Source organism: Croceibacterium mercuriale (genome assembly GCF_000802385.1).
In the GTDB taxonomy this organism is placed as follows: domain Bacteria; phylum Pseudomonadota; class Alphaproteobacteria; order Sphingomonadales; family Sphingomonadaceae; genus Croceibacterium; species Croceibacterium mercuriale.
This window is the reverse complement of record NZ_JTDN01000001.1, coordinates 1,732,276-1,754,588: the sequence shown is the minus strand read 5'-3', so window position 1 is coordinate 1,754,588 and position 22,313 is coordinate 1,732,276. Positions and strand designations below refer to the sequence as shown.

Below are 22,313 nucleotides of genomic sequence, written 5' to 3'. Positions count from 1 at the left end.
ACGGAAAGCGCGGGCGCTCTACAATGTGCTCTACAGCGTCCGTAGTGTTGCCGCCGGACGGGCCCGCAGCACCTGCAGGCTGGCGCCCAGCGCGAACAGCAGCACCAGCGCCAGCCCGGCGGCCAGCGTCAGCAGCACGCGCGGCCAGTCCGGCAGCCAATCGAATTCGAACTGCCATACGATCACCAGCCAGCCAAGCGTGCTGCCCAGCACCAGCGCCACCAGCGCCAGCAGCACGGCCAGCAGGCCGAACTCCGCCAGTTGCAGCATCAGCACCTGCCGTCCGCTGGCACCCAGCACACGCAGGATCACGCTGTCATAGGTGCGCTGCGCCCGCGCGGCGGCGATCGCGCCCAGCAGCACGGCGATGCCCGCCAGCACCGCGACGCCCGCCGCGGCCAGGATGGCGAGCGAGACCTGACTCAGGATCTCGCGCGCCTGCGTCAGCAACGGGCCGACCTCGATCACGGAGCTGGTGGGAAAGGCGCGCACCAGCTGCCGCAGCAGCGGGCCGGTGGCGGCATCTTCGGGCAGGTCGACGGTCGCGGCGATGTTGTGCGGCGCATCGGCCAGCGTGTTGGGGGAAAATACCAGCACATAGTTGAAGCCGAGGCTTTCCCAGTCGATCCGGCGGATGCTGGCGATCCGCGCCTGCCGTTCCACGCCTAGCAGGCCGATCGTCAGGGTGTCGCCCACGCGCATGCCCGCCGCCTCCGCCAGATCGGCATCGACGGAGACGAGCGGTTCACCCGTGTAGTCCTGCGGCCACCATTCCCCTTCGGTCAGCACATTGCCGGCCGGCAGCGTCGCGGCGTAAGTCAGCCCGCGTTCGCCGTTCAGTGCCCAGGCGCCTTCGGGCACTTCCTCCAGATCGGCGACGCGGGTCTGCCGGCCGGCGGGGCCATAGGCCAGGATCGCGCCGCGCAGGGTCGGCACCGTCTGGATCACCGCGCCGGGTGCGCTCGCTTTCACGGTGCCACGGAACTCGGCCACCCGGTCGCGCGGAATGTCGAGCACGAAGTAGTCGGGCGCGCGCTCCGGCACGGAGCGGCTGATATTCGCGTCGAGCGCGGTCTGCACCGCAGCCAGCAGGACGAATGCCGACAGGCCGAAGCCCAGCGCAGTCACCAGAGATGCCGTGGCGGAGCCGGGCCGGTGCAGGTTGGCCAGCGCCGCCCGCAGGATCGGGTCGCGCGGACGCGGCATCCGGGCGGCCAGGCGGCGGATGCCGAAGCCCAGCGCGGCGAGGAGCGCCAGCAGCACGGCAGCGCCCGCCAGGAAGATGGCGTTGAGACCCGGCTGGCGCGATCCCAGCACCGCCAGCGCGACGATGCCCAGCAGCCCCAGTCCGACCGGGCGCAGCGCCGCCCGCCAGCGTCCGGCGCCCAGCGGATCGATCCGTGCCCGCATCAGCGCCATTGCCGGGAAGTCGCGGGCGGCGATCAGCGGCGGCGCGGCGAAGACCAGCGCGACCAGCAACCCGAAGCCCGCCGCGCGCAGCAGCGCCAGCGGAGCCAGGACCAGGCCGGTCTCGACCGGCAGCAACGCGCCCAGTGCGCGCGCCAGCAGCGGCGTCACCAGCACACCCGCCAGCAGCCCGGCGACCGCGCCGGCCAGCGCCGCAGCGCCCAGCTGCAGGGTATAGATGCGGGCAATGTCGGCGCTGGTCGCGCCGAGAATCTTCAGCGTGGCGATCCCGGCGCGGCGCCCTTCCAGATAGGCGGAGACCCCGCCGCCGATGCCGATGCCGGCGATCACCAGCGCGGCCAGGCCGACCAGCGACAGGAACTCGCCCATGCGGCCGACGAACCGCTCCGCCCCCGGAGAGGCACGGTCGCGCGTGCGGGTGTCGAGCCCGGCGTCCGGGAAGCGTTCCAGCAGCGCCTCCTCCACCTCCGCCGGGTCGGCCGGACGGTCGAAACGCAGGCGGGTCTTGCTTTCATACAACGACCCCGGCGCCACCAAGCCGGCCGCCGCCGGCAGGTCGAGCGGGACAATTACCGTCTGGCCTAGCTGGAACCCTTCGGACAGGCGGTCCGGCTCCTCGGCGATGATGCCGCCGACGCGGACAGTGGCGGTGCCGATCTTCAGCAGAGCCCCCGGGCCGATGTCCAGCCGCTCCGCCGCGCCGGGCGCAAGCCAGGCCTGTCCGGGCGGAGGGGCGCCGACGCGGTGCCCGCCATCCAGCGTCAGCGCGCCATAGAGCGGCCAGTTGGTGGCGACCGCCTTCAGTTCCACCGGGATCGTGGCGTCACCGGCACTGGCCATTGCCTGCAGCCGCAATCCGGGCGACAGCGTGCCATAGCGTTTCAGGAAAGCGGTTTCCTCCGGCGAAAGCGGGCGCTGCCACACCTCCACCTCCAGGTCGCCGCCCAGCAGGGTCTGCCCCTGCGACGAAAGCTGCCCGTCGATCGCGGCGGTCAGGGAGCCGATCGCGGCCAGCGCGCCGACGCCCAGGAACAGGCACACCAGCAGCAGGCGCAGGCCGCGGAACCGGCGATGCAGGTCGCGCCGGGCGATGCGCCATGCCGCCGCCCAGGGGAGCACGGCAGTGTCGTTCACGCGCCGGTCGGCCCTGCGGCGGTGTCGGCGGCGATGCGTCCGTCCGCCAGCGTCACGATCCGGTCGCAGCGGGCGGCCAGCGCCTCGTCATGCGTGATGATGATCAGCGTCGCGCCGGTCTCGACCCGGCGGGCGAACAGCAGTTCGACGATGCCGGCGCCGGTGGTGGCATCAAGATTGCCGGTCGGCTCGTCGGCGAAGACCAGTGGCGGACGCGGCGCCAGCGCGCGGGCGATGGCAACCCGCTGCTGCTCTCCACCCGAAAGCTGCGCGGGGTAATGGCCCAGGCGGTGGCCCAGGCCCACGGCGGTCAGCTCGGCGGCGGCCCGCTCCCATGCATCCGCAACACCCGCCAGTTCCATCGGCGTGGCGACATTCTCCTGCGCGTTCATGGTCGGCAGCAGGTGGAAGGCCTGCAGCACGATGCCGATCCTCCCGCGGCGGGCACGGGCCAGCCCGTCCTCGCTCATGGCGGTGAAGTCCGCACCGGCGACATCGAGCGCGCCGCCAGTGGCGCGTTCCAGCCCGGTCAGCACGCTCATCAGGCTGCTCTTGCCGGAGCCCGACGGCCCCAGCAGCGCGAGGGTGGTGCCGGCGGCGACGGTCAGGTCGATGCCGCGCAGGATCTCCACCGCGGCGGACCCGCTGCCCAGGGTCAGGCGCAGGTCACGGGCTTCGATCGCGGGGGATTGCGGTGCAGGGCTTGCCACGGCCGGGCGATGGCATAGCTAAAGGGCACCGGCAAGGTGAACTCGTCGGGTCGCGGAGTGGCAGATGGTGAAGCAGGTGGCGGGATTGATGCTGGGCATGGCGGCGACTGGCGGGCTGGCGGCCTGCAGCGCGGAGCCGGCGCCCGCGCCGCAACCTTCCGCCAGCATCTCGCCCGACGATCCCATGCCCGCGATCACCGGGCCGGAACGGCGCATCCTGGCCTTCGGCGACAGCCTGTTCGCCGGCTATGGCCTGAAGGAGGGCGAGAGCTATCCCGCCCGGCTGGAGGTCGCGTTGCGCGCACGGGGCATCAATGCGCGGGTGACCAATGCCGGCGTGTCCGGCGACACCACGCAGGCCGGGCTGCAACGCCTGCCATTCACGCTGGAGAATGGCGGCGATTACGACCTCGCGATCGTGGAGCTGGGCGGCAACGACCTGCTGCGCCAGCTGCCGCCGGCACAGACGCGCGCCAATCTGCAGGCCATCCTGGAGGAAATGCAGAAGCGCGACATTCCCGTCCTGCTGATGGGCCTGCGCGCACCGCCGAACCTGGGCGCGCAGTATCAGGGCGCGTTCGACGCGATCTATCCTGACCTGGCGCGCGACTACGATGCGGAGCTGGTGCCGTTCTTCCTGGAATCGGTCTGGAACCGGCCGCAACTGATCCAGCCCGACCGCGTGCATCCCACGGCCCAGGGGATCGAGGCGATGGTCGCCGCCACCGTGGACGAGGTTGCCGCGGCCGTGCCCCAGCCCGAGTGACGGGTGGGCCGGGCCGGGCCACGACCCGTCACGCAATCGGGCCTGCGGCATTGCACAAAGTGGTAAAAAATGGCATAGCCACGCTCAGACACCGGTTACCTTACATTGCTGCGGGCGAGCGCCCGACACTGGGCCGGGCCGCTTCCCACCATCCTGCCAAGGGGATTACCTATGAAGATCGCTCTCATCGTCGAGAACAGCCAGGCCGCCAAGAGCGCGACCATCCATGACGCGCTGACCACCGTGGTCGAGCCGCTGGGCCATGAAGTGTTCCACTACGGAATGTACGCGGCCGAGGACAAGGCATCGCTGACCTATGTCATGAACGGCCTGCTGACCGGCATCCTGCTGAACAGCGGCGCCGCCGACTTCGTCGTTACCGGCTGCGGCACCGGCACCGGTTCCATGCTGGCCTGCAACGCCATGCCCGGCGTGTTCTGCGGCCTGATCATCGATCCGACCGACGCCTTCCTGTTCGGCCAGATCAATGACGGCAACGCCATCTCCATGCCCTATGCCAAGGGCTTCGGCTGGGCGGCCGAGCTGAACCTGCAGGACGTGTACAAGAAGCTGTTCGAAGGCGAGCGCGGCCTGGGCTACCCCAAGGAGCGGGCCGAGATCATGGCCAAGAACCGCGGCATCCTGAAGGACCTGAAGGCGATCACCTGCCGCGACATGCTGACCGTGCTGAAGGAGATCGACCAGGATCTGCTGAAGGCCACCGTCGCCGGCGAGAAGTTCCAGGAGCATTTCTTCGCCAACGCCACGGATGCCGGCATCGTCGAGTACATCAAGGGTCTGGTCGGAGCGCCGGCGCTCGCCGACGCCTGAGCCAGTCGGGGCAGGGCGGTCGCCGGTCGGTGACCGCCCGCTCTTCTACAACGGAACGGCCGCGCCGGCAGTGACCTGCCAGCCGGCCGCTTCCGCCAGCACGCCATCGAATGGCGCCGGCTCCGTGCCCGTGAGCCAGACCTGACCCGCGAAACCGCGCAGCAGGTCGAACAGGGCCTCCCGCCGCAGCGGATCCAGATGCGCGGCAACCTCGTCCAGCAGCAGCACGCCCGGGCGTCCACCCGCCGCTTCCGCCGTCAGCAGACCGGCGTGGGCCAGCGTCAGCGCGATCAGCATCGCCTTCTGCTCCCCGGTCGAACCAAGCGCCGCCGGCATCCCCTTGGCAGCATGCGTCACCTGCAGATCATCCCGATGGGGCCCGATCAGCGTGCGCTGTGCCGCGCGGTCTCGTGGCCGGTGACGGGCGAGGTCTGCCGCCAGCGCCTCGGCCGTCAGGGGGCCGCCGGGTGCATAGGCGAGGTCGGGGCGGGCGAAGGGGGCATCGGGCATGGTGGCGAGCGCGGTGCCGAGCTGTTCCACCAGCAGCGCCCGCGTTGCTCCCAGCATGGCGCCGGCCTGCGCCAGCTGCGCCTCCACCGCATCCAGCCAGCGGCCCTCTGGCATGTCGGGCGATGCCAGCAGGCGGTTACGCTCCCGCAATGCGCGATCATAGCGGGTGGCGATCGCGGCATGACCGGGGTGCAGCGCCACGGCGAGCCGGTCCATGTAGCGGCGGCGGGCCCCGGCACTGTCGGCGAACAGCCGGTCCATCGCCGGGGTCAGCCAGGCGATAGCCAGCCATTCGCCCAGCTGGGCGGCGCTGCTTGGCGCGCCGTTGACCTGCACCAGCCGCCGGCCCGGCTGCTCCGCGCTGGTCCCCGTACCCAGCTGGACCGGCTCCCCCGCCGGATGCGACAGCTGTGCGCTGACCGTGAAGCCGGTGACCGATCCGTCCGCTGCCATGTCCGGCAAGGCGGCGCGGCGCAGGCCGCGGCCGGGCGCCAGCAGCGACACTGCCTCCAGCACGTTGGTCTTGCCGGCCCCGTTATCCCCCACCAGCAGGTTGATGCGGCGCGTGCCCGCCAGCGTGGTGCCGTGGTGATTGCGGAAACCGGTCAGGGTGATGCGGTCGAGCATGAGGTGGCATCGCGCTAGAGGCTGGCGCGTTCCGGCAATAGGGTAAACTTTGCCGTCCTACTAGTTGGTGAATTTTACCAAGGCGGAGCGGAGCTTACCGTGACGCCTTCCGGCGTTTCAGGTCAAAGGGTTGTTAATGCTGGTGAAAGAAAAACTGGCACGCCCCATGCAATGTCCTGGGCATGGCACGGATGACCCGCTGCCCAGCAACAAGGACCCACGACAATGACCCAGAACCCCACCTTCGCCCAGCAGACCTTCGCCGCAATCGGCGCGTTCGCGATCACCGCCACGCTGCTGTTCGGCAGCTTCGCGCCGCCGGCAACCGATACCACGCAGGGCATCGTCACCACCGAAGTGCTGGCCTGATCCCACCCGACCGCTCCGCCGACATCAGACAGGAAAGACCACGACCATGACACAGACCTCCGACCTCGCCCGCCAGTCCTTTGCCGCCCTCGGCGCGCTGGCGATCACCGCGACCCTGCTGTTCGGCAGCTTCGCTCCGCCGGCGCAGGATGCCACGCAGGCCGCCAATGTCGAGGTGCAGGCATGAGCGCGCTCGAACCCCACGGACATGGCGCCGGGCTGCGGCTGGACAAGGCCAACGGCAAGCTGATGGGCGTCTGCGCCGGGCTGGCGAACCGGTTCGAAGTCGATCCGTTGTGGATACGCCTGCTGTTCGTCATCGGCACGCTGGTCGGCTTCGGCAGCTTCATCCTGATCTACCTGGCCATCGCGCTGCTGGTGAAGTGAGGCGGCGTCAGCCTCGCGCGAAGGGGGAGAAATCGGTGCCGGTATCGAACACCTCCACCCCTTCGCGCCGCTTCAGAAAGCCGACGACCGCATAGGTCACCGGCGTCAGCAACGCCTCCCACCCTGACTTGATCAGCCATTGCGACAGGATCACCTGCCCCAGTTGTTCCGGCGGCCAGCCGGCCAGGCCCCAGAAGGCGAGCGGGTAGAACAGCAGGCTGTCCACCCCCTGTCCCACCAGTGTCGACCCGATGGTGCGCAGCCATAGCAGGCGGCCACCGGTGGCCAGTTTCAGCTTGGCAAGCACCAGGCTGTTCACGAACTCCCCGCACCAGAATGCCACGATCGATGCGCCAACGATGCGCCAGGTGCTGCCGAACACGAATTCGTAAGCCGCCTGCCCCGGCCAGCCGGGCGACGCCGGCAGCGCGACCACCACCGCCGCCATCAGCGCCATGAACAGCAGTGCGGCCGTGCCGGTCCAGATCACCCGCCGCGCACGGGCAAAGCCGTAGACCTCCGTCAGCACGTCGCCGATGATGTAGCTGACCGGGAAGAACAGCACGCCCGCGCCGAACGACCACATCGTGCCGTCCGGCAGTGTCACGTAGCTGGGCTTGGCCGCGCCGATGATGTTGGACAGCAGCAGGATGGCAACAAACGCGGCCATGACCAGATCGTAATAGCGGAACGCGGCGCGTGCTCCCGCCTGCCCGTCCAGCCGCTGCATCTTCCCCTGCATGGGGCACGGTCATAGCCCGCAATTGCAGCGGGCGCAAAGCGTGGCTAAGGCCGCAGGCCAGCGCGCGCCCGTAGTTCAACTGGATAGAGCACGAGCCTTCTAAGCTTGGAGTTGCAGGTTCGAGTCCTGCCGGGCGCGCCACTTCCACAGAGTTGCGGGGATCATGCCGATGGACGATGCGGAAGCGGGTGGCGGGATGGATCACGATGTCGTGCTGGTGCTGGGCGGGGGCAACGCGCTCGGCGCCTATCAGGCGGGCGTCTACCAGGCGCTGCATGAGGCCGGCATCCTGCCGGACCGGATCGTCGGCGCCTCGATCGGGGCGCTGAATGGCGGCATCATCGCCGGCAACGCACCTGACCGGCGACTGGTGCGACTGGCCGAGTTCTGGCGCCCCGGCCTGGCCAATGGCGACTGGTCGGGCAGCCTGCATGACACCTGGCGCCGCAGCTGGGACACGATCGGCTACCTTATGGCCGGCCGGCCCGGCATGTTCGCGCCGCTGGGCAGCTCTGCCTTCTCGCCATCGCCGCCGTCGATCTACGATACGCGGCCGATGGCGGCACAGCTGGCGCAACTGATCGACCTGGAGCGGCTGAACAGCGGAGCGATCCCCTATGCCGCGACCGCTGTGGACCTGGAAACGGGCGAGGAGGTGACCTTCGATACCCGTAGCGGCCCCATCGGGATCGACCATATCCGCGCCAGCGGCGCCCTGCCGCCCTCGTTCCCGCCGATCGCGATCGATGGCCGACTGTTCGTGGATGGCGGGATCGCGGCAAACCTCCCGCTCGATCCGGTGCTGGACACGCCGCCGGGGAGGCCGATCCTGTGCATCGCCGTCGACCTGCTGCCGGCGGCTGGCGCGCGCCCCGGCACTCTGGGCATGGCGGCAGAGCGGGTGCAGGACCTGATCTTCGCCGTGCAGTCCCGCCGCACGATCACCCGCTGGCAGGAACGCTACGCCTCCGCAGCCGACGGCGGCGGCCGGCAGCCGGTCACGCTGGCGTGCCTGACCTATGCCGACCAGCAGCCGGAGGTGGCCGGCAAGGCGATGGACTTCTCCCCCACCTCCGTCCGCTTCCGCTGGGACGCGGGGTACCGTGACGGGGGCGCGCTGGTGGCGCTGCTGCGGTCCGGCACGATCATCGTCGGCGGGCCCGGTCTGCAGGTCCATCACCTGCCGGATCAACAAAAGGCAAAGGCGGAACATCCCGCTTGAGCGTCCGGTTGGTCAGGCACTCACAGGCGAGGCCATGACCCATGCGTATCCATTATCTTCGCTGCGGCACGGACTGTCCGGTCGGCGGCGCCTTGTTCGACGGGTTCAGCAAGGGGCCACTCGGGCTGATCCCCTGCGTGGCGCAACTGATCGAGACCAGCGACGGTCTGGTGCTGATCGACACCGGCTACGGCATGCAGGATGTGCGCCGCCCGCATCCCCGGCTCAGCAAGTTCTTCCATGCGCTGCTGAACATCCGGTTCCGCGAGGAGGAGACCGCCATCCATCAGGTCCGCGCGCTGGGCTACCGGCCGGAAGATGTGCGGCACATCGTGCTGACGCATCTGGATTTCGACCATGCCGGCGGGCTGGAGGACTTCCCGCATGCCCGTGTCCACGTGATGGAGGCGGAACGCGACGCGGCCGAGCGGACCCGGCGCGGCTTCATCGCCCGGCGGCGGTACCGGCCCGTACAGTGGGACGATGTGCGCGACTGGCGCACCTATGCCGGTGGTGGAGAGACCTGGTTCGGCTTCGACAGCGTGCGCGCGCTGGATGGCCTGCCGCCGGAGATCCTGATGGTGCCGTTGCCCGGGCACACCTGGGGCCACGCTGGCGTGGCGGTGCAGACCGGCGCGGGCTGGGTGTTGAATGCGGGCGATGCCTACTTCTATCGTGGAGAGATGGACCCCCGCCGGCATCGCTGCACCCCGGGTCTGCGCTTCTACCAGACCATGATGGAGGTCGATCGCGCGCAACGGCTGGACAACCAGCACCGCCTGCGGGAACTGAAGCGGCAGCATGGCGCGGAGGTGACGATCTTCTGCTCCCACGACCAGAAGCAACTGGAGGCCATGCAGCGCCGCTCGTGAGAAGCGGACCGTGCGGGCGAGAACTGGCTGGGGCGGCAGGATTCGAACCTGCGCATGCCGGTACCAAAAACCGGTGCCTTACCGCTTGGCTACGCCCCAGCATCGCCCGAACACGGGCAAGGGCGCCCTATAGCGGAGCGCCCGGCCCGTGCAAGATCGTTCAGCTGGCGATACGCTGGCGCACGGGGGCAAGCAGGGCCGGGTCCAGCGTGTCGAAATCGCTGGCCGCATGCCGTTCCGCCAGCCCTTCGGCCGCGTTGACCAGCCGCCCGCGGATCGCGCCCGGCCGGGCGTCGATCACCTTTACCCAGCGGGCGACATGCTCGTATTCGTGCAGCGACAGGAACACGTCCGCCCCGCCGTAGCCGCCATGGAACAGCATGCCGAGCCACGGATAGGCCGCCACATCGGCGATGCTGTAATCGGCGCCGGCCAGATATTCATGCCGCGCCAGCTGGGCATCGGCGACGGCGAACAGGCGCTTGGTCTCCATGGCGTAGCGGTCGATCGGATATTTGTACTTCTCCGGCGCGTAGGCGTAGAAATGGCCAAAGCCGCCGCCGATCAGCGGGGCACTGCCCATCTGCCACATCAGCCAGCTCATCACCTGCGTCCGCGCCGGCTGGGCACTTGGCAGCAGGAAGTCGAACTTCTCCGCCAAGTAGAACAGGATGGCGCCGGATTCGAACACCGGAACCGGCTGGACCCCGCTGCGGTCGACCAAAGCGGGGATCTTGGAATTGGGATTGATCTCGACAAAGCCGCTGCCGAACTGGTCGCCATCCATGATGCTGATGCGCCAGGCATCGTACTCCGCCTCGGCGAAGCCGGCTTCCAGCAGTTCTTCCAGCATCGTGGTCACCTTGATGCCGTTGGGCGTGCCCAGCGAGTATAGCTGGAACGGGTGCTTGCCCACAGGCAGCGCCTTGTCCTCCCGCGCGCCGGCGGTCGGGCGGTTCAGGCCGGCGAAGCGGCCACCATTGGCGGGATCATGGGTCCAGACTTCGGGCGGGGTATAGGCATCGGTCATGGGGCAGGGTGTCCCTTGCTGTTAGGCGCGCGATCTGGCGAGGCGTCGGTGGAACCGCAAGAGCGCGGCAGCCGTTGACCGGCAGCAATGACAAACACCCCCGCAAACCTGATCTTTGTCGATGACGAGCTGCCAGGCATCACCCGGCGCAAGGCGGGGAGGGGGTGGGCCTATTTCGATGCCACGGGCGAACGGATCAAGGACCGGGCGGAGATCGACCGGCTGAACAGCATCGCCCTGCCGCCCGCCTATGTCGACACCTGGTTCTGCCCGGCCGATAACGGCCATATCCTGGCGACCGGCTATGACGACAAGGGGCGCAAGCAGTACCGGTACCACCCGGTGTTCCGCACCCAGCAGGAAGGGCTGAAGTTTGATGGCTGCCGCACTTTCGGCGAATTGCTGCCGCTGGTGCGCAAGCGGGTGGAAACGGACCTGAGCGGCCGCACCGTCACCCGCAGCCATGCCATCGCCAGCGTCGTGCGGCTGCTGGACCTGGGCATCGTGCGGATCGGCAACGAGGCCTATGCCAAGGAGAACAACTCCTTCGGCGCCACCACCCTGCGGCAGGAACATGCCACGGTCAGCGGCCCCAGGCTGAAGCTGAGCTTCCGCGCCAAGAGCGGCAAGCAGCGCGAGGTGACCATCACCGACAAGCGGCTGGCCCATTTCGTGCGCAAGATGCAGGACCTACCCGGCCAGCACCTGTTCCAGTACCTGGGTGAGGATGGCGAGGTCCACAATGTCGGCTCCGACGAGGTGAACGAGTATCTCTGCGAAACGATGGGGCAGCACTTCACCGCCAAGAACTTCCGCACCTGGCACGGCAGCGTGCTGGCCTTCAACATGCTGGCCGGTGCCAAGGCCAAGCTGACGATCAAGGCGCTGATGGAGGAAGTGGCGGACAAGCTGGGCAATACGCCCGCCGTCGCCCGCCGGTCCTATGTCCACCCTGCGGTGACCGCGCTGATCGACGATCAGGTGACGTGGCGCGAGACTTTGAAGCTGCCGCGCCGCACCCAATGGCTCAGCCGCGAGGAGCGCGGCCTGCTGGCGCTGCTGGAGCAGAGCCCGCCGGCCGGGGAGATGCTGGCCGAAGCGGCGTAGGCGTGCTCAGTCCTCCGTATCGCCGATCAGGCCGAGCACGTCGCCGATGAGGCGCTGCATCGCCGTTCGGCTGCCGGTCGCATCCCGAGCGGCGATGGCATCGGCCACGGCGGCATGGTCGGCGATGCTGGCGGTGCGGCCCTTGATGCGGTTGGTGAAGCGGATGGAGGTGCGCAGCGCCGTCGCCACCATCTGCTGGAACTGGGCGTAGAACGGATTGCCCGATGCGCGCAGCACGGCCACGTGGAAGGCGATGTCGGCCTCCAGCGCGTCACCATCGCCGGCATCGGCCCGTTCCATCCGGTGCAGCCCTTCGCGGATGGCGGCCAGCTCCGCCGGGGAATGATGCACCGCCGCCAGTGCCGCCGCTTCCGGCTCGATGGCGATGCGCAATTGGCTGAACTGACGCAGCAGCTGGATGGAGAACTTGCGGTCCAGCAGCCAGCGCAGCACGTCGGCATCGAACAGGTTCCATTGCGACGATGGCTGCACCACCGTCCCCTGGCGCGGCCGGGCGCTGACCAGGCCCTTGGCCGTCAGCATCTTGACCGCCTCCCGCGTGACGGAGCGGCTGACCCCGAAGGTCTTGGCGATTTCGGCCTCGGTCGGGAAGGGGCGGGTCTCGTAGCGGCCGACCACGATGGCCTTGCCCAGCGTGTCGAGCATGCCGTGCGTCAGATTGCGCCCCAGCACCGGAATGAGCGGGGTGCCGGAACCGAAGGGATCGCTGTCCATAGAAGCGCCTTGTGCAACATCCGTCCGCGCCTGTCACGCAAGGGAACTGGACGGGCGGCACTTATCCTATAAATGCGGGGCGAGTTGCAGAAGGGCCCATGCCACATGTTCATCGCCGTCGACTGGGGCACCACCAATCGCCGCATCTATGCCATCGACGATGATGGCGCGGTCACGGCCACGCTGCGCGACGATCGCGGGGCAACGGCGGTCAGCGACTATCCGGCGGAGATTTCCGCCATGCGGGCGCAATTCGGCGATCTCCCGGTGCTGCTGGCCGGCATGGTCGGGTCGAACATCGGCTGGCGCGCCGTGCCTTATGTCCGGGCGCCAGCCGGGGCGGAGGCGCTGGCCGGGGCTTTGGCCGAAGTCGCGCCCGGGGTGTTCATCGTGCCCGGCGTGTCCTGGCAGGATGGTGACCGGGCTGACGTGATGCGGGGCGAGGAGGTGCAGCTGCTGGGCGCTGTTGCAAGCGGAGCGGTGGCTGGCGATGCGCTGCTCTGCCAGCCGGGCACGCATTGCAAATGGGTGCAGATGGCAGGCGGACGGATCGCCCGCTTCACCACCGCCATGACGGGCGAACTGTTCGCGCTGCTGCGCAAGCAGGGACTGCTGGCCGCGCAGCTGGGCGGCGCGGTGGAGAACGGCGCGGCCTTCCGCGCCGGCGTTGCCGAGGGTGCCCGGCGTGATCTCGCCGCCAGCCTGTTCGCCATCCGCGCGGCCGGCGTGCTGGGCCTGCGCGACGATGCCGATGCTGCCGCCCATTGCAGCGGATTGCTGATCGGCGCCGATGTTGCCGCCCGCCTGGCCCAGGCTGACGGTCAGGTGGTCGACATCCTGTCCGACCCCGCGTTGGGCGGACTGTACCAGACCGCGGTGGAGGTGCTGGGCGGGACGGCCCGCCTGCATGACAGCCAGACCGCCTTTCTCGCGGGGATCACCCGCATCCGGGAGCTTGCCCAATGACCCATCGTGAGACCTTCGACGCCGCATTCGCGCGCTGCCCCCTGATCGCCATCCTGCGCGGCGTGAAGCCGGACGAGGTGGAAGCGATCGGTGACGAGCTGGTCGCGGCCGGCTTCACCATCATCGAGGTGCCGATGAACTCGCCCGAGCCGCTGGACAGCATCGCCCGCCTGGCGAAGCGGCTGGCGGGCCGCGCGGTGGTGGGGGCAGGCACGGTGCTGACGACCGACGCTCTCGCAGCGGTGCAGGATGCCGGGGGTACCGTGATCATTGCCCCCAATGCCGACACCGCCGTAATCGCGGAGGCGGCGCGCCGCGGGCTGGTGGCGCTGCCCGGCATCGCCACTCCGACCGAAGCCTTCGCCGCGCTGGCCGCCGGCGCCGCCGCGCTGAAGCTGTTCCCTGCGGAAGCGGCCAGCCCGGCCGTGCTGAAGGCGATGCGCGCCGTCCTGCCGGCCGGCACCCGCGTGCTGCCCGTCGGCGGCATCGCGCCCGACAACATGACACCGTGGCAGGCGGCCGGCGCCGCCGGCTTCGGCCTCGGTTCCGCGCTGTATTCGGTCGGACTGGATGCCGCGGCGGTGCGCAGCCGCGCCGATGCCTTTATCGCGGCGCTGGCCGCATCCTGACGGACAGCCGATGGCCGACAAGCTGAGCCTGGATGACGTGGAATGGCGCGAGCGGCTGAGCCCGGAGCAGTACCAGGTGCTGCGCCGGGGCGGCACGGAACGCGCCTTCACCGGCAAGTACGACCGGAACAGGCAGGCTGGCGAATATCGCTGCGCCGGCTGCGGACAAGCCCTGTTTGCGTCCGGCGACAAGTATGAATCCGGCTCCGGCTGGCCGTCCTTCCGGCAGCCGGTCGCCGACGCTGCGGTGGAGGTGCGTCCGGATGCCACCCACGGCATGGTCCGCACGGAGGTGGTCTGCACCCGGTGCGATGGCCATCTGGGACACGTCTTCCCGGACGGGCCGGACCCGGATGACCTGCGCTATTGCATCAACAGTGCTTCGCTCGCCTTCCGGCCGGTGGACTGACCGTCATCCGCCGCTTGCCGCCTCGCTTGCGTTGGCGCCGTTAAGCCGCCATTCCGGCGCTCGGTCGCATGGGCGCGGCTGATCGGGGCCGGTTCGGCGCCCCGCATGCAGGATGACGGCTTTCATGGCGCAAGCGCGGCGCAGGCGCTCCCCTTCGAAGACAGGCAATGGCAGCGGTGCCCGCCCCCCTCGGGGGGAACGGTCCGGCCTGGCCCGCTGGCTGCGGCGCCTGCTGATCGGCGGCGGGCTGCTGCTGGTGCTGGGGCTGATCGGCCTCGGCACCTCCGTCTATTTCGCGGCCCGCTCCATGCCGGGCTATGCCGCGCTGATGAGCAGCCAGAACGGGCAGACCATCGTCGTCCGCGCGCGCGATGGCAGCGAGATCGTCAATCTCGGCCCGTCTTACGGCGAATGGCTGCGCGCCGACGAGATCCCGCAGGTGATGAAGGACGCGATGGTCGCGGTGGAGGACCGCCGATATTATTCGCATGTCGGCATCGATCCGATGGGCCTTGCCCGCGCGGTCTATGTCTCGTGGCGGGATGACCGGTCGGTGCGGGCGACCAGCACGATCACGCAGCAGCTGGCGCGCAACATCTTCCTGAATTCCAACCGCAGCATGGACCGCAAGGCGCGCGAGGCGATCCTGGCGCTGGCGCTGGAAGCCAAGTTCACCAAGCAGCAGATCCTGGAGCTGTACCTCAACAAGGTCTATTTCGGCGGCGGCGCCTATGGCATCGATTCCGCCAGCCGGCGTTTCTTCAGCCACTCGGCCCGCGACCTGTCGGTGGGCGAGGCGGCAATCATCGCCGGGCTGGTCAAGGCGCCCAGCCGCTACTCCCCCACCGCCGACACCGATGCCGCGGTCGATCGCGCGCGCGTGGTGCTGGACGCCATGCAGCGTTACGGCGCGATCAGTTCGTGGGAGGCGGAGGTCGACGTTTCCGCCATCCGCCTGAAGGAGGAGGAGGGGCAGAACTCCGTCCGCTACTTCACCGACTGGGTGCTGCCGCAGCTCGACCTGCTGCTGCCATACGACAATACGGAGCCGGTCGAGGTCTGGACCACGATCGATCCCGCCATGCAGCGCGCCGCACAGGGCGCGATCAGCAGCCATGCACCGAAGGGCGCCCAGGGCGCGCTGGTCAGCCTGGACCGCGATGGTGCGGTGCTGGCGATGGTCGGCGGCACGGATTACGTCCGCTCCAACTACAACCGCGCCACGGATGCGCTGCGCCAGCCGGGTTCGGCCTGGAAGCTGTTCGTCTATCTCGCGGCGCTGGAGAACGGCTACACGCCCGATGATGCCGTGGTGGATGCGCCCGTCACCATCAATGGCTGGAGCCCGCGCAATTCCAACGGCCGCTTCGCCGGGCAGATCGATCTGCGTTCCGCCTTTGCCTATTCCGTCAACACGGTGGCGGCGCAGCTGGGGAACGAGGTCGGCTTCTCCAACGTGGCAGCCATGGCCCGCCGCTTCGGCATCACCACGCCGGTCGCGACCAACCCGGCGATGGTGCTGGGCAGTTCGGAGGTGCGCCTGATTGACATGACCCGCGCCTTTGCCGCCGTTTCGGCCCGTGGCGAATCGATCGAGCCGTACGGCATCACCCGCGTCACCACCGGCAATGGCCGGCTGCTCTACGCGCGCGAGGCGCAGCGGGGCGATCTGCTGGTGCCGGAATATGTCGCCGCCGGCATTACCGACCTGCTGCAGACTGCGGTCAACACCGGCACCGGACGCGCGGCACAGATCGGGCGCCCGGTCGCGGGCAAGACCGGCACCACCAGCAGCAACAAGGATGGCTGGTTCGTCGGTTTTTCCAGCGGCATCACAACCGGCGTGTGGATGGGGCGCGACGATGCCCGTGCGGTCGGCGGGCTGCAGGGCGGCACAGCTCCGGCCCGCGCCTTTGCCGAGTACATGCGCGTGGCGGTGGCCGACCGGCCGGTGGAGCAGTTCGACACCGAGCTGAAGCTGCCCGGCTGGCAGCTGGAGCCGGACGACGAATATCTGTTCGGCGACCGGGAGGATGACGAGGGATATTACTTCTACGACGAGCAGGGCAATCCGATCGGCCCGTATCCGGACGGTCCCGGCTATGATGACAGCCAGGATCGCCGGCCGGGTATGGAACTGCCGCCGTCCGACGATGCTGCCCGCCGTCCTGTGCAGGTCCGCCCGCCTGCGGCACCACCTTCCACCCCGCCGCCCGCGGTGGGCGACGACTTCCTCGACCGGGCGCTGGGGCGGGAGGGCACCGCGGCGCCCGCGCCCCGCCGCACCGGCGCTGCCGCCTCGCCACGGAGCGAAGGGCGGATCTTCTCTGCACGATAGGACTGGCTATGGCTGATGGACCCACGCAGCCGCTACTGGCGGTGATCTTCGACATGGACGGTACCCTGCTGGATACCGAGGCGGTCGAACATGCCGCGCATCGGGCGGCGGCGCTGGCGGTCGGTCGGGACCTGCCGGCTGACGTGCTGCTGGAATTCGTCGGCGTCCACCGACAGGGCAATCTGCGCCGCCTGCACGATCTGTGGGGCGACGCCGACACCCCGCTGGCCTTCTACGCCGAATCCGACCGGCTGTTCGAGGAGATGTGGCGCCAGGGCGTGCCGTTCCGCCCCGGCGCGATCGAGTTGCTGGATGCCTTGCGCGAGGAGGGCCTGCCGCTGGGCCTGTGCACCTCCACCCGCAGCCCGAATGCGCAGGAACGGCTGCAGGGCGCCGGCATCTACGATCGCTTCGCCACGGTGGTCACCGTGAGCGACGTCACCAACCCGAAGCCTCATGCGGAGCCTTACCTGCTGGCGGCGGAGCGGCTGGGCATCGATCCCGCAGCCTGCGTGGCGGTGGAGGACTCCCCCAATGGCCTGGCCGCGGCGGCCGCGGCGGGGATGATGGCGCTGTTGGTGCCCGACCTGGCGCCGGTCACGCCGGTGACGCAGGCGCTGGCGACGGCCGTGCTGCCCGACCTGCATGCCGTGGGACGCTGGATCGCCGACGCGCGCGGCTGACCGGCAACAAAAAAGGCGCGGCAGGTCAGTCCTGCCCCGCCTTTCCTGATCGATCGCCGGATTACTGCGCCGCGCGCAGCCGGATCGGCAGCGACGTCGCCGGACCGCCACGGGCCCGAACGCGCAGCAGGATCGCCTCGCGGTTCTCGCCGCGGGCGGCGCGGATCGCGGCCTCCAGATCGCCGGTCGTCGCCACGGGCGAGCCGTTGACAGTCTCGATGATCACCCCCCGGCGCAGGCCCTTGCGGGCCGCATCGGCGGACTGATCGACCGCCAGCACCACCAGCCCGCGCGTGTCGTTGCCGACACCCAGCTGGCGCGCGATCAGCGGCGTGATCGGCGTGACCTGCAGACCCAGCGCCTGCGGGATCAGCCCATCGCTGCTCGGCAGCGGCTGCTGCTGCTCCGGCGCTTCCTCGTCCATGCTGAACTGCTGCGCCTGCAGCTCTTCCGCGCTCGGCCGGCGGCCGACAGCAACCTGGATGGTGCGGCGCTGGCCTTCGCGGATGATCTCCAGCGGAATGCGCGTGCCCGGCGCAGTGTTCGCGACCAGGAAGGACAGCGACTGTTCGGGCGTGACCTCCTTGCCGTCGACGGTCAGCACGACGTCACCCGCCTGCAGACCGGCCTGTTCCGCCGCTTCGCCCGGCTGCACACCCTGGATGAACTCGCCCCGGTTTGCGGCGATGCCCAGCGCGGCGGCCAGATCCTCGTTCATGGGCTGGATCTGCACACCCAGATAGCCGCGCACGATCTCCTCGCCTGCGATCAGCTGGCGCACGATGGGCGCCGCGGTATCCGCCGGAATGGCGAAGCCGATGCCGACGCTGCCGCCGCTGGGGCTGAAGATGGCATTGTTGATGCCGATCACATTGCCCTGCATGTCGAACAGCGGACCGCCCGAATTACCGCGGTTGATCGATGCATCGGTCTGGATGTAGCGGTCATAGGCGCCGCCATTCAGGCCGCTGCGCAGCACCGACGAGATGATGCCGCTGGTGACAGTCCCGCCCAGGCCGAACGGGTTGCCGATGGCGACCACCCAGTCTCCCGCCCGCGCGGCGGCGGAATCGCCGAACTTCACGAAGGGGAACGGCTCGTCACGGACGATCTTCAGCACGGCCAGATCGCTGTCGGCATCGTTGCCGACCACTTCGGCCTGGTATTCCTTGCCGTCGGGCAGGGTGACGGTCACCTCTTCCAGCTCGGCATTGGTATCCGGCGGGCTGATGACGTGATTGTTGGTCACGACATAGCCGTCGGCGCTGATGATGAACCCACTGCCCAGCGACTGGGCCTCACGCGTGGACTGCTGCCCCTGATTGCCGAACATCCCTTCGAACGGGGTACCGGCGAAGGGGTTGTTGGTCACGGTGACGCGCTGGCGGGTGGAGATGTTCACCACCGCCGGCTGCAGCTGCTCCGTCAGGTCGGCGAAGCTGGCCGGGGCACCGGCACGCGGGACCATGTTGGTCATGGCACCGGCATCGTTCTGCGCAACCTGCGCGCCGGCGGGGAAGCCGGTGATGAGCGAAAGGCTTGCGGCGCCGGCCAGCAGGGCGGCGGTGATGCCATAGGAATAACGCACGGGCTTCACGTCCTTGTGGTTCCTTCACGATGGGCGGCACGGGAAACGCGCCTGCCGGATGCAAGATTGTGCGTCAGCATAGCCGCCGCGGCACTGAACTGCGTTTGAACGCCCCTATCGGTTCCCGCCACGGAACTGACGCAGGTAATCATTCTCGGGCGACAGGATGATGTTGCTCTCTCCCTCGCCCATTTCAAAGGTGCGGCGGTAGGACTGCATGGCGCGGTAGAAGTCGTAGAAATCCGGATCCTTGCCGTAGGCGCTGGCATAGGTGTTCGCCGCCTGTGCCTCTGCTTCTGCCCGGATGATCTGCGCGTCGCGCTGGCCGGCCGCCCGGATCGATGCGGCTTCCTGCTCGCGATCGGTTTCCATGCGGGTGAAGGCGGCTTGCAGCGGCGTGCCATCGGGCAGGTCGGCCCGCTTGATCCGCACGTCGATCACCTGCGCGCCATATTGCCGGGCCTGCCGGTCCAGCTGGGTGCGGATGTTGCTCATCGCATCGCCGCGCTCAGCCGTCAGCAGGTTGGCGAAACTGCGCCGCCCCAGTTCCTGCCGCAGCACGGAGGTGAGGATCGGCGCCAGCTGCGTGCGCAGGTTCTCCTCCGTGCCCGCATTCTCGACCATGGCGATGGGATCGATGATCCGGAACCGGGCATAGGCGTCCACCTGCAACCGCTGCTGGTCGCTGGAGAGTACCTGCTGCCGCTCCATGTCGAGGTCGAGCACGCGCTTGTCGACATATTGCACCGTTTCCAGCACCGGGATGCGCATGGAGATACCGGCGCCCGTCTCGCCGAACGGCACGTTCGGGCGGTAGCGATTCACCACGCGTACCGGCTCACCCGTCCGGATCACCACCACCTGCTGCGTCTCGGGCACGATGATGATGCTGGCCAGCGCCGCAACCAGCAGGGCGGCCGCCGCGATGATGGCGAACCTGTAGCGGTTCCAGACCTGGTCCATCAGCGTGCTCCTGCCCGTGCGCGGGTCGGCGCCGCATCGGGCACCTGGGTCGACGGGGTCTGTGCCGGCTGCGGCGAGGACCGCCGCTGCAGTTCGGGCAGCGCGAGGTACGGCGTCACGCCGTCCGTCTCGACGATGGTCTTGTTGGTCTTGGCCAGCACGCTTTCCATGGTCTCGTAATACAACCGCCGGCGCGTCACCTCGGGCGCCTGGCGATATTCCTCGTAGATGTTGTTGAACTCGGCCGCGTCACCCTGCGCCCGGGCCAGCAGTTGCTGCGAATAGGCCTCGGCACGGTTGATGTCCGCATCCGCATCCTGCTGCGCGGCGGATACGTCCTTGAACGCCTCGACCACCTGCTCGGGCGGCTCGGTCCGGCCGATATCGACACCCTGGATGGCGATGCCGGAACGGTAGGCATCCAGCACGGCCTGCATGCGCGTGCGCACCCGCTCTTCCACCGTGGCACGGCCGGCGCCGGACACGACGCTGTCGAAGGTCTGCTCTGCCACGGACGCGCGCATCGCGGCCTCGGCTACCTCGCGCAGGGTCTCCTGCGGTTCGGCCAACTGGTAGCGGAACAGGCGCAGGTCCTTGATGTTCCAGCGGATCAGGTAGGACAGGTCGACCAGGTTCTGGTCCCCCGTCAGGATCAGCTGCTCCGCATTGCCGGTGGGCATTGTCTCGGACTGGATGGAGGTCACGTCCGTCACCTCCACATTCTGCAGCGGCCAGGGCAGCGTCATGTTGAGGCCGGGGTTCAGCGTGTGGCTGTACTTGCCGAAGGTGGACACGATGCCCTGTTCCTTGGGCCCGACCTGATGGACGGCGGTCGCCAGCAGCAGCACCGCGATCAGCGTGCCGCCGATGATGGGGACCCAGCTGCCGCCATTGGCGCGGCGCGGCATCTGGAAGTTCGGGCCGCCGGGGCCGCCCGGGCCACCGGTGCGCCGCCGCGGACCTTCGGGGCCACGATTGCGGAAGATGTCCTCGATGCCGGCCGACCGGCGCGGCGGCTTCTCGCCATCACCGCTGCCATCGGGCAACCAGGGGTTGCGCGGCCCGCGCGCAGGCGGTTCCTCCCCGCTGGGCGGCGTGGCCGGCCCGTCTTCAGGCGCGCCGCCACCCCACGGGCTGCGCTTGCCTGCCATCGCCAGCGTCCACCTGCCCAACCAACCACTTCTGTTCGTCATGGGACTTTTATAGCTAGCAGGGCGGCAAAAAACAGGGGCGCGCCCGTGCATTTTCGCTGCAGGCCCGCGCCGGACGCGCTAGCAGCGCCCTCATGACCCCCATCGACCCCCGCTCCGACCACCCGATCGCCCGCGCGCTGCCTGCCGAAGCGCAGGGCCGTATCCGCACCCTGCGCCTGGCTGATGGCGTGGTGACGCTGATCGTGGACGCCGCCGGGCTGGAACGCGGCGCGGCGGGCAAGCTGCAGGCCGCGCTGGAGCAGGCCGTGGGCGCGGTGCCCGATGTCAGCGAGGTGCGCGTGGCGCTGATGGCCGACCGGGTGGAACGGCAGATCATCGTGGTCGGCTCGGGCAAGGGCGGCGTGGGCAAGTCCACGCTGACCGCGAACCTGGCGGTTGCACTGTCCCGCCTGGGGCTGAAGGTCGGGGTGGTGGATGCCGACATCTACGGCCCCTCGCAGCCCACGCTGCTCCATGCCGAAGGGACGAAGCCGACCGCCACCGGGCAGCAGCTGAACCCGGTCGACTGCGCCTGGGGCCTGAAGATGCTGAGCATGGGCCAGTTGATCGAACCGGGCAAGGCGATCGCCTGGCGCGGGCCGATGGTCGGTAACGCGCTGGCGCAGATGATGGACGCGGCCTGGGGTGATACCGAGGTGCTGCTGGTCGACCTTCCGCCGGGCACGGGCGACGTGCAGCTGACCATGCTGCAGAAGTTCCGCCCGTCCGCCGCCGTGATCGTGTCCACCCCGCAGGACCTGGCGCTGATCGATGCCACCCGCGCGCTGGACCTGTTCCGCACGGTGGGCGTGCCGGTGGCCGGCATGGTGGAGAACATGGCCGGCTATGTCTGCCCGCATTGCGGCGAGATATCGGACCCGTTCGGCCGCGGCGGGGCGGAGGCGACCGCCGCCAAGCTGGACCTGCCGTTCCTGGGCCGGGTGCCGCTGGCGATGGAGATCCGCGTGGCCAGCGATGCCGGCCAGCCGCCGGCCGCCACGGACGGGCCGCAAGGCGATGCGTTCCGCGCGGTCGCGCTGCGGCTGGCGGAATGGATGCGGGGCTGACCGGATG

23 protein-coding genes and 2 tRNA genes are annotated in these 22,313 nt (G+C 69.2%); 15 read left to right on the top strand and 10 right to left on the bottom strand.

Annotated elements, in window-relative coordinates:
• Positions 1–30 precede the first annotated feature (30 nt).
• Positions 31–2,562, bottom strand: coding sequence for an ABC transporter permease (locus PK98_RS08170; protein ID WP_039095651.1), 2,532 nt, complete (start codon positions 2,560–2,562; stop codon positions 31–33).
• On the bottom strand, positions 2,559–3,272 hold the full coding sequence (locus tag PK98_RS08165) for an ABC transporter ATP-binding protein (RefSeq protein WP_039095650.1): 714 nt from the start codon (positions 3,270–3,272) through the stop codon (positions 2,559–2,561). Before PK98_RS08165 ends, PK98_RS08170 begins: the two co-directional genes overlap by 4 nt.
• Positions 3,273–3,336: 64 nt before the next feature.
• Here PK98_RS08165 and PK98_RS08160 point away from each other — a divergent pair, with 64 nt between their 5' ends.
• Both PK98_RS08160 and PK98_RS08155 read left to right on the top strand, forming a co-directional pair.
• The gene (locus tag PK98_RS08160) at positions 3,337–4,038 is read left to right on the top strand and encodes an arylesterase (protein ID WP_039095648.1); all 702 of its coding nucleotides are present in this window, start codon (positions 3,337–3,339) and stop codon (positions 4,036–4,038) included.
• Positions 4,039–4,209: 171 nt separating this feature from the next.
• Positions 4,210–4,869, top strand: coding sequence for an RpiB/LacA/LacB family sugar-phosphate isomerase (locus PK98_RS08155; protein WP_039095646.1), 660 nt, complete (start codon positions 4,210–4,212; stop codon positions 4,867–4,869).
• A gap of 45 nt (positions 4,870–4,914) precedes the next feature.
• On the opposite strand, the gene recF is transcribed toward PK98_RS08155, so the two are convergent.
• Positions 4,915–6,006, bottom strand: a complete 1,092-nt coding sequence (gene recF, locus PK98_RS08150) for a DNA replication/repair protein RecF (RefSeq protein WP_039095644.1) — start codon at positions 6,004–6,006, stop codon at positions 4,915–4,917.
• 225 nt (positions 6,007–6,231) lie between these two features.
• Between recF and PK98_RS17035 the strand changes: the two genes are divergently transcribed.
• Genes PK98_RS17035 through PK98_RS08145 form a run of 3 tightly spaced genes read left to right on the top strand, consistent with a single transcriptional unit; the run spans position 6,232 to position 6,762 of the window.
• Positions 6,232–6,375, top strand: coding sequence for a hypothetical protein (locus tag PK98_RS17035; RefSeq protein ID WP_161792417.1), 144 nt, complete (start codon positions 6,232–6,234; stop codon positions 6,373–6,375).
• Between the two features lie 46 nt (positions 6,376–6,421).
• Positions 6,422–6,562 (top strand): hypothetical protein, encoded by a 141-nt coding sequence (locus PK98_RS17030; RefSeq protein ID WP_161792416.1) that lies wholly within the window; start codon positions 6,422–6,424, stop codon positions 6,560–6,562.
• Positions 6,559–6,762, top strand: a complete 204-nt coding sequence (locus PK98_RS08145) for a PspC domain-containing protein (protein ID WP_039095641.1) — start codon at positions 6,559–6,561, stop codon at positions 6,760–6,762. Before PK98_RS17030 ends, PK98_RS08145 begins: the two co-directional genes overlap by 4 nt.
• Positions 6,763–6,769: 7 nt before the next feature.
• Here PK98_RS08145 and PK98_RS08140 read toward each other — a convergent pair whose 3' ends face one another.
• Positions 6,770–7,504 carry a queuosine precursor transporter gene (locus PK98_RS08140; protein WP_052208208.1) on the bottom strand — a complete coding sequence of 245 codons (735 nt, stop codon included), beginning with the start codon at positions 7,502–7,504 and terminating at the stop codon, positions 6,770–6,772.
• 64 nt (positions 7,505–7,568) lie between these two features.
• On the opposite strand from PK98_RS08140, the gene PK98_RS08135 reads away from it, so the two are divergent.
• The 3 genes from PK98_RS08135 (at position 7,569) to PK98_RS08125 (ending at position 9,598) form a co-directional block, all read left to right on the top strand.
• A tRNA-Arg gene (locus PK98_RS08135) sits at positions 7,569–7,645 on the top strand.
• 28 nt (positions 7,646–7,673) lie between these two features.
• Positions 7,674–8,726, top strand: a complete 1,053-nt coding sequence (locus PK98_RS08130) for a patatin-like phospholipase family protein (protein ID WP_235425431.1) — start codon at positions 7,674–7,676, stop codon at positions 8,724–8,726.
• 41 nt (positions 8,727–8,767) lie between these two features.
• Entirely contained in the window at positions 8,768–9,598 is an 831-nt protein-coding gene (locus tag PK98_RS08125) for an MBL fold metallo-hydrolase (protein ID WP_039095639.1), read from the top strand.
• 24 nt (positions 9,599–9,622) lie between these two features.
• On the opposite strand, the gene PK98_RS08120 is transcribed toward PK98_RS08125, so the two are convergent.
• Positions 9,623–9,697, bottom strand: a tRNA-Gln gene (locus tag PK98_RS08120).
• A gap of 61 nt (positions 9,698–9,758) precedes the next feature.
• On the bottom strand, positions 9,759–10,628 hold the full coding sequence (yghU, locus tag PK98_RS08115) for a glutathione-dependent disulfide-bond oxidoreductase (RefSeq protein ID WP_039095637.1): 870 nt from the start codon (positions 10,626–10,628) through the stop codon (positions 9,759–9,761).
• An 87-nt stretch (positions 10,629–10,715) separates the two neighbouring features.
• On the opposite strand from yghU, the gene PK98_RS08110 reads away from it, so the two are divergent.
• Positions 10,716–11,735 carry a DNA topoisomerase IB gene (locus tag PK98_RS08110; protein WP_039095635.1) on the top strand — a complete coding sequence of 340 codons (1,020 nt, stop codon included), beginning with the start codon at positions 10,716–10,718 and terminating at the stop codon, positions 11,733–11,735.
• Positions 11,736–11,741: 6 nt separating this feature from the next.
• Here PK98_RS08110 and PK98_RS08105 read toward each other — a convergent pair whose 3' ends face one another.
• Positions 11,742–12,470 carry a FadR/GntR family transcriptional regulator gene (locus PK98_RS08105; RefSeq protein WP_039095633.1) on the bottom strand — a complete coding sequence of 243 codons (729 nt, stop codon included), beginning with the start codon at positions 12,468–12,470 and terminating at the stop codon, positions 11,742–11,744.
• A 105-nt stretch (positions 12,471–12,575) separates the two neighbouring features.
• On the opposite strand from PK98_RS08105, the gene PK98_RS08100 reads away from it, so the two are divergent.
• The 5 genes from PK98_RS08100 (at position 12,576) to PK98_RS08080 (ending at position 17,495) form a co-directional block, all read left to right on the top strand.
• The gene (locus tag PK98_RS08100) at positions 12,576–13,436 is read left to right on the top strand and encodes a 2-dehydro-3-deoxygalactonokinase (protein WP_039095631.1); all 861 of its coding nucleotides are present in this window, start codon (positions 12,576–12,578) and stop codon (positions 13,434–13,436) included.
• A complete protein-coding gene (locus PK98_RS08095) occupies positions 13,433–14,065 on the top strand; it encodes a 2-dehydro-3-deoxy-6-phosphogalactonate aldolase (protein WP_039095628.1) in 633 nt (210 codons plus the stop codon). Before PK98_RS08100 ends, PK98_RS08095 begins: the two co-directional genes overlap by 4 nt.
• Positions 14,066–14,075: 10 nt before the next feature.
• The gene (gene msrB, locus PK98_RS08090) at positions 14,076–14,474 is read left to right on the top strand and encodes a peptide-methionine (R)-S-oxide reductase MsrB (RefSeq protein WP_039095626.1); all 399 of its coding nucleotides are present in this window, start codon (positions 14,076–14,078) and stop codon (positions 14,472–14,474) included.
• A gap of 124 nt (positions 14,475–14,598) precedes the next feature.
• Complete coding sequence (locus PK98_RS08085) at positions 14,599–16,812, top strand: transglycosylase domain-containing protein (protein WP_052208436.1); 2,214 nt, start codon at positions 14,599–14,601, stop codon at positions 16,810–16,812.
• 8 nt (positions 16,813–16,820) lie between these two features.
• Positions 16,821–17,495, top strand: a complete 675-nt coding sequence (locus PK98_RS08080) for an HAD family hydrolase (protein WP_039095624.1) — start codon at positions 16,821–16,823, stop codon at positions 17,493–17,495.
• A gap of 61 nt (positions 17,496–17,556) precedes the next feature.
• Here PK98_RS08080 and PK98_RS08075 read toward each other — a convergent pair whose 3' ends face one another.
• The 3 genes from PK98_RS08075 to hflK all read right to left on the bottom strand — a co-directional run bounded on the left by PK98_RS08075 (position 17,557) and on the right by hflK (position 21,197).
• Positions 17,557–19,083, bottom strand: a complete 1,527-nt coding sequence (locus tag PK98_RS08075) for a Do family serine endopeptidase (RefSeq protein ID WP_039096465.1) — start codon at positions 19,081–19,083, stop codon at positions 17,557–17,559.
• 114 nt (positions 19,084–19,197) lie between these two features.
• Entirely contained in the window at positions 19,198–20,046 is an 849-nt protein-coding gene (gene hflC, locus PK98_RS08070; RefSeq protein ID WP_039095622.1) for a protease modulator HflC, read from the bottom strand.
• The gene (gene hflK / locus PK98_RS08065) at positions 20,046–21,197 is read right to left on the bottom strand and encodes a protease modulator HflK (RefSeq protein WP_081996168.1); all 1,152 of its coding nucleotides are present in this window, start codon (positions 21,195–21,197) and stop codon (positions 20,046–20,048) included. The genes hflC and hflK overlap by 1 nt, the downstream gene beginning before the upstream one ends.
• A 134-nt stretch (positions 21,198–21,331) precedes the next feature.
• Here hflK and PK98_RS08060 point away from each other — a divergent pair, with 134 nt between their 5' ends.
• Positions 21,332–22,306, top strand: coding sequence for an Mrp/NBP35 family ATP-binding protein (locus PK98_RS08060; protein WP_052208204.1), 975 nt, complete (start codon positions 21,332–21,334; stop codon positions 22,304–22,306).
• Positions 22,307–22,313 lie beyond the last annotated feature (7 nt).

Excerpts from the sequence above, each read along its gene's own strand:
- PK98_RS08160 (WP_039095648.1), top strand. The coding sequence starts at position 3,337 with ATGGTGAAGCAGGTGGCGGGATTGATGCTGGGCATGGCGGCGACTGGC.
- PK98_RS08155 (WP_039095646.1), top strand. The coding sequence starts at position 4,210 with ATGAAGATCGCTCTCATCGTCGAGAACAGCCAGGCCGCCAAGAGCGCG.
- recF (WP_039095644.1), bottom strand. The coding sequence starts at position 6,006 with ATGCTCGACCGCATCACCCTGACCGGTTTCCGCAATCACCACGGCACC.
- PK98_RS17035 (WP_161792417.1), top strand. The coding sequence starts at position 6,232 with ATGACCCAGAACCCCACCTTCGCCCAGCAGACCTTCGCCGCAATCGGC.
- PK98_RS17030 (WP_161792416.1), top strand. The coding sequence starts at position 6,422 with ATGACACAGACCTCCGACCTCGCCCGCCAGTCCTTTGCCGCCCTCGGC.
- PK98_RS08145 (WP_039095641.1), top strand. The coding sequence starts at position 6,559 with ATGAGCGCGCTCGAACCCCACGGACATGGCGCCGGGCTGCGGCTGGAC.
- PK98_RS08140 (WP_052208208.1), bottom strand. The coding sequence starts at position 7,504 with ATGCAGGGGAAGATGCAGCGGCTGGACGGGCAGGCGGGAGCACGCGCC.
- PK98_RS08130 (WP_235425431.1), top strand. The coding sequence starts at position 7,674 with ATGGACGATGCGGAAGCGGGTGGCGGGATGGATCACGATGTCGTGCTG.
- PK98_RS08125 (WP_039095639.1), top strand. The coding sequence starts at position 8,768 with ATGCGTATCCATTATCTTCGCTGCGGCACGGACTGTCCGGTCGGCGGC.
- yghU (WP_039095637.1), bottom strand. The coding sequence starts at position 10,628 with ATGACCGATGCCTATACCCCGCCCGAAGTCTGGACCCATGATCCCGCC.
- PK98_RS08110 (WP_039095635.1), top strand. The coding sequence starts at position 10,716 with ATGACAAACACCCCCGCAAACCTGATCTTTGTCGATGACGAGCTGCCA.
- PK98_RS08105 (WP_039095633.1), bottom strand. The coding sequence starts at position 12,470 with ATGGACAGCGATCCCTTCGGTTCCGGCACCCCGCTCATTCCGGTGCTG.
- PK98_RS08100 (WP_039095631.1), top strand. The coding sequence starts at position 12,576 with ATGTTCATCGCCGTCGACTGGGGCACCACCAATCGCCGCATCTATGCC.
- PK98_RS08095 (WP_039095628.1), top strand. The coding sequence starts at position 13,433 with ATGACCCATCGTGAGACCTTCGACGCCGCATTCGCGCGCTGCCCCCTG.
- msrB (WP_039095626.1), top strand. The coding sequence starts at position 14,076 with ATGGCCGACAAGCTGAGCCTGGATGACGTGGAATGGCGCGAGCGGCTG.
- PK98_RS08085 (WP_052208436.1), top strand. The coding sequence starts at position 14,599 with ATGGCGCAAGCGCGGCGCAGGCGCTCCCCTTCGAAGACAGGCAATGGC.
- PK98_RS08080 (WP_039095624.1), top strand. The coding sequence starts at position 16,821 with ATGGCTGATGGACCCACGCAGCCGCTACTGGCGGTGATCTTCGACATG.
- hflC (WP_039095622.1), bottom strand. The coding sequence starts at position 20,046 with ATGGACCAGGTCTGGAACCGCTACAGGTTCGCCATCATCGCGGCGGCC.
- hflK (WP_081996168.1), bottom strand. The coding sequence starts at position 21,197 with ATGGCAGGCAAGCGCAGCCCGTGGGGTGGCGGCGCGCCTGAAGACGGG.
- PK98_RS08060 (WP_052208204.1), top strand. The coding sequence starts at position 21,332 with ATGACCCCCATCGACCCCCGCTCCGACCACCCGATCGCCCGCGCGCTG.